Here is a 3,643-nt window from a genome sequence, read left to right as displayed (position 1 = left end):
GACCCCCGAAGACCCCGAACTCATCGGTACCTACCGCCGCGACTTCGGGGCGCGCTTCCGGCTCCTCGTGCCCGAGGCTTCGCCCGAAACCCTCACCCACGCCGCCCACCTGCTCAACCGGCGGTATCATCCCTGACCTTCCCCCAAGCCCATGCCCCGCGCACTCATCATCACCGTAGGCACCGGACGCCGTCGTTCAGATATCGCCGAGGCCATTGCCCGACAGAGCATCCTGCGCCTGAACCCTAATTACGTCCTCTTTATGTGCAGCCCGAAGTCGGCTGAAGAAACCATACCCTTGATTCATGAAGCGCTCAAGGACGACTTTGACGGTGAGTTGGTGCCCCCCTTCATCGCCCACGAGGAAAACGACATCGATCGTCTCTTTAAAGCCTACAAGGACGAGATCGTGCGTTTTATGAAACGCTTCAGGCTCTCTCCCGACAAGATCACCGCCGATTTCACAAGTGGAACCAAGCCCATGTCGTCGGCCCTCGTTCTGGCAGCCGTTACCCTGGGTCTGGACCAGTTGAACTACATCGCCGGCGAACGGGACAAAGGCGGCCGCACCATTCCCGGCACCGAGCGCATCCATCCGCTTTCTCCTCGCCGAATCTATCTCGATGCCCGCCTTCACGATTTCCGCTCCTTCTTCGATCGCTCCCAGTATGCTGCCGCTCTTCAGATTCTGAACGACGTCAGGGACCGCAGGCTCGACGCAACCATCCGTGAGCAGATCGATGCCTTCCTCTTCCTCACGAAGTTCTACCTGTCCTGGGATCGCTATGACCTCGACGCTGCCGTAGATGCGAAGTCCTCACTCGACGAGCTCTCCCTCAGTGATCTTTTACCTCCGTCCGTCTATAGCACCTACAAAAAACACCGTGACTGCCCCGGGCGTTTGCGCCAACACCCATACGACTGGAACCGTTTCGCAGACCTGATTGAAAACGCGAAGCGACGGATCTCCAATGCGAATTACAACGACGCCATGGCCCGCCTGTACCGCGCGGTGGAATTTCTCGCCCAGGCACGGCTGTACCACGAACACGGCATTGAAACAGGCAACGTAGACCCCTCCAGGGTCCCGGAAGACTACCACGAGCAACTGGCGCCGTACAAAAACCAGAAAACGGGAAAGATTCAAATCCCGATGATTCGTGCCTATGACCTCCTGGCAAAACTGGGCGATGGCCTCGGTCTCGACTTTCAGCGTCTCTACAACGATAAAAATGAGCAACTACAAAAACTATTGAACCGTCGCAACGAAAGCATCCTGGCTCATGGTTTCAGTTCCGTAACTGAAGACCACGTATCCCAGATGATGGTATACCTCGACCATCTGGCCTCGATAGCCGACCGGAATCCGGAAAAAGATCGGGAACAGGTACGCTTCCCCACATTCGCCGGCAGTGCCGTGAATTCACCGCCCGCGTCCTGAATTCGCAGTCACGGGCGGGGGCAGATTCGACTTCGTAGGTTGCCGTCTCTGCGAACCTGCCTCCGGATTTCTCGTGAAGCAAGCCTATTACCTGACCCTTGGCGGGCGGTTGCGCCGCTACCGGCATTCGCTCGTCCTCGAACATACCGACCCGGAAGCCCCCGAAGGCCCTCCGGTCCGCCTCCCCATCCCCATCGAACAGGTGGATGCGGTCTATGCGCTCAGCGAGGTCGAGCTGAACTCGAAGCTTGTCGGGCTGTTGGCCCGGCACGGGGCGCCGCTGCATTTCTTCGATTATTACGGCAACTACACGGCCACGCTCTATCCCCGGGCCGCGCAGCTCAGCGGTCGGTTGCACGTGCTTCAGGCCGCCCACTACCTGTGCCCGAAGCGCAGGCTGCGTCTGGCGCGCGCCTTCGCCCGAGCCGCGCTCCACCATATGCGCCGGGTGCTTCGCTATTACCGGAGCCGCCTCCCCGAGGACGCCCGCCGCCGACTCGACGAAGCCTGCCGCCTGCTCGGCAATCAACGCGACCGCCTGGCGCACGCCTCCGACGTGGACGAGGTCTTCGGCCTCGAGGGCGCCGCGCGCCAGGTCTACTACCAGGCCTGGAACGCCCTGCCGGGTCTCGGAGACGGACCGTTCGCCTTCACCCGGCGCTCCCGACGCCCGCCCCGCGACCCCCTCAACGCCCTCATCAGTTTCGGCAACACGCTGTGCTATACCGCCGTCCTGCAGAAAATCCACCACACCGCTCTCGACCCCACCATCGCCTACCTGCACGAACCGGGCGACCGCCGCTTCAGCCTGGCTCTCGACCTGAGCGAAATTTTCAAACCGCTCCTCGTCGACCGCACGATCTTCTCGCTGATCCGCACCCGGCGCCTCACCGAAGCCCACTTCGAACCCCACGACGGCGGCGTCTACCTCAGCAAAACCGGACGCCGCCGCTTCATCGAACACTGGGACCGACGTCTGCAACAGACCCTGTTGCTGCGCGAACATGGACGACGGGTGCGCTACGAGGAACTCTTGCGGATGACCTGCCACGAACTCATCCGCCACCTCAACGATCCTGCGAAACACCCGTTTACCGGCTTCCGCATGAAAGGATAACCCATCCAACCCGCATCCCGTACCGCCTCATGCCTTACTGTATCGCCGTTTACGACGTGAAGGCGAAGCGCGCCGCCCGCGTGCTCAGCCTCTTCCGCCGCTATCTGCATCACGTGCAGCGTTCCGTCTTCGAAGGCTCGCTCACGATGCGACAGAAAAAAGACCTCCTGGCCGAAGCCCGCAAGGTGCTCGATCCCGGGGAGGATACCCTCATCTTTTACGCGGTGGACCACGCATCCCTGATCCGCCGCGAGATCATCGGAAAAGAGCTGCACCCGTTCTCCAATATCCTCTGATCTCAGAATCTTGTTATCATTTTTAATTTCAATGACTTAACCTCCATACCACGACGTCGACCTCCCGCCCTCGATGGCGTTTCGACGATTATCGGACCGAAACGGCGCACTCGAAAAGACTCCAAGTCATTATTTTTATGCATGTTACGCATCGGCGTCGACCCCCGGGGTAAAACGGCCTTTTTGACCCCGACGGTTTTTTTGTTGCTTTCCCCTTGACTCAACCCCGTTTTTTGCCTTATTTAGGCCGAAACGGGACCGAAAACGGATACCGTCTGAATTGCACCTATAGGTATTGAAACATGTTTACCTCTCTGGTTTGGTTTGACGATTTGGTTACTGTCTGAATTGCACCTATAGGTATTGAAACTCATTGTCTTGCCTCCTTAGAAAAGAATGATACAATGTCTGAATTGCACCTATAGGTATTGAAACCATTCCCAGAGTCTATGATGATCTTCTTATCTTCTGGGGTCTGAATTGCACCTATAGGTATTGAAACCTTTTCCAGTGCGCTTCGAGATCGCGATGGGCTTCCACGTCTGAATTGCACCTATAGGTATTGAAACACCTTTCTCACAAGCATGAAGTCCGCGCCAATTTTCCCAACGTCTGAATTGCACCTATAGGTATTGAAACCGTAAGCGAGGCGGCACAGCATCGTAACCGGCACGGGTCTGAATTGCTCCTATAGGTATTGAAACATTACTATAGGCACCAATGATGAATAGTCTTTTTTCTCATTGTCTGAATTGCACCTATAGGTATTGAAACTTAACGTAAGAGAGA

At 57.2% G+C, this 3,643-nt stretch carries 3 protein-coding genes and 1 CRISPR repeat array; all 3 genes read left to right on the top strand.

The genetic code is table 11. The features are described 5' to 3' along the window. Positions 1–151 precede the first annotated feature (151 nt). The gene (locus AC1HIY_RS15540; protein ID WP_479577717.1) at positions 152–1,441 is read left to right on the top strand and encodes a TIGR02710 family CRISPR-associated CARF protein; all 1,290 of its coding nucleotides are present in this window, start codon (positions 152–154) and stop codon (positions 1,439–1,441) included. A 73-nt stretch (positions 1,442–1,514) separates the two neighbouring features. Further along, entirely contained in the window at positions 1,515–2,558 is a 1,044-nt protein-coding gene (gene cas1b, locus AC1HIY_RS15535) for a type I-B CRISPR-associated endonuclease Cas1b (protein WP_479577716.1), read from the top strand. A 29-nt stretch (positions 2,559–2,587) separates the two neighbouring features. Next, positions 2,588–2,854, top strand: coding sequence for a CRISPR-associated endonuclease Cas2 (gene cas2, locus AC1HIY_RS15530; protein WP_479577715.1), 267 nt, complete (start codon positions 2,588–2,590; stop codon positions 2,852–2,854). 273 nt (positions 2,855–3,127) lie between these two features. Further along, positions 3,128–3,628: a CRISPR direct-repeat array (repeat unit 29 nt; unit sequence GTCTGAATTGCACCTATAGGTATTGAAAC). Between the last annotated feature and the right edge of the window lie 15 nt (positions 3,629–3,643).

The sequence above is a fragment of the Rhodocaloribacter sp. genome, assembly GCF_056451265.1.
Note: the sequence above shows the minus strand (reverse complement) of the source record. Positions and strands in the feature narration are given on the sequence as shown.

Coding starts and splice junctions, on each gene's coding strand:
- AC1HIY_RS15540 (WP_479577717.1), top strand. CDS start 152: ATGCCCCGCGCACTCATCATCACCGTAGGCACCGGACGCCGTCGTTCA.
- cas2 (WP_479577715.1), top strand. CDS start 2,588: ATGCCTTACTGTATCGCCGTTTACGACGTGAAGGCGAAGCGCGCCGCC.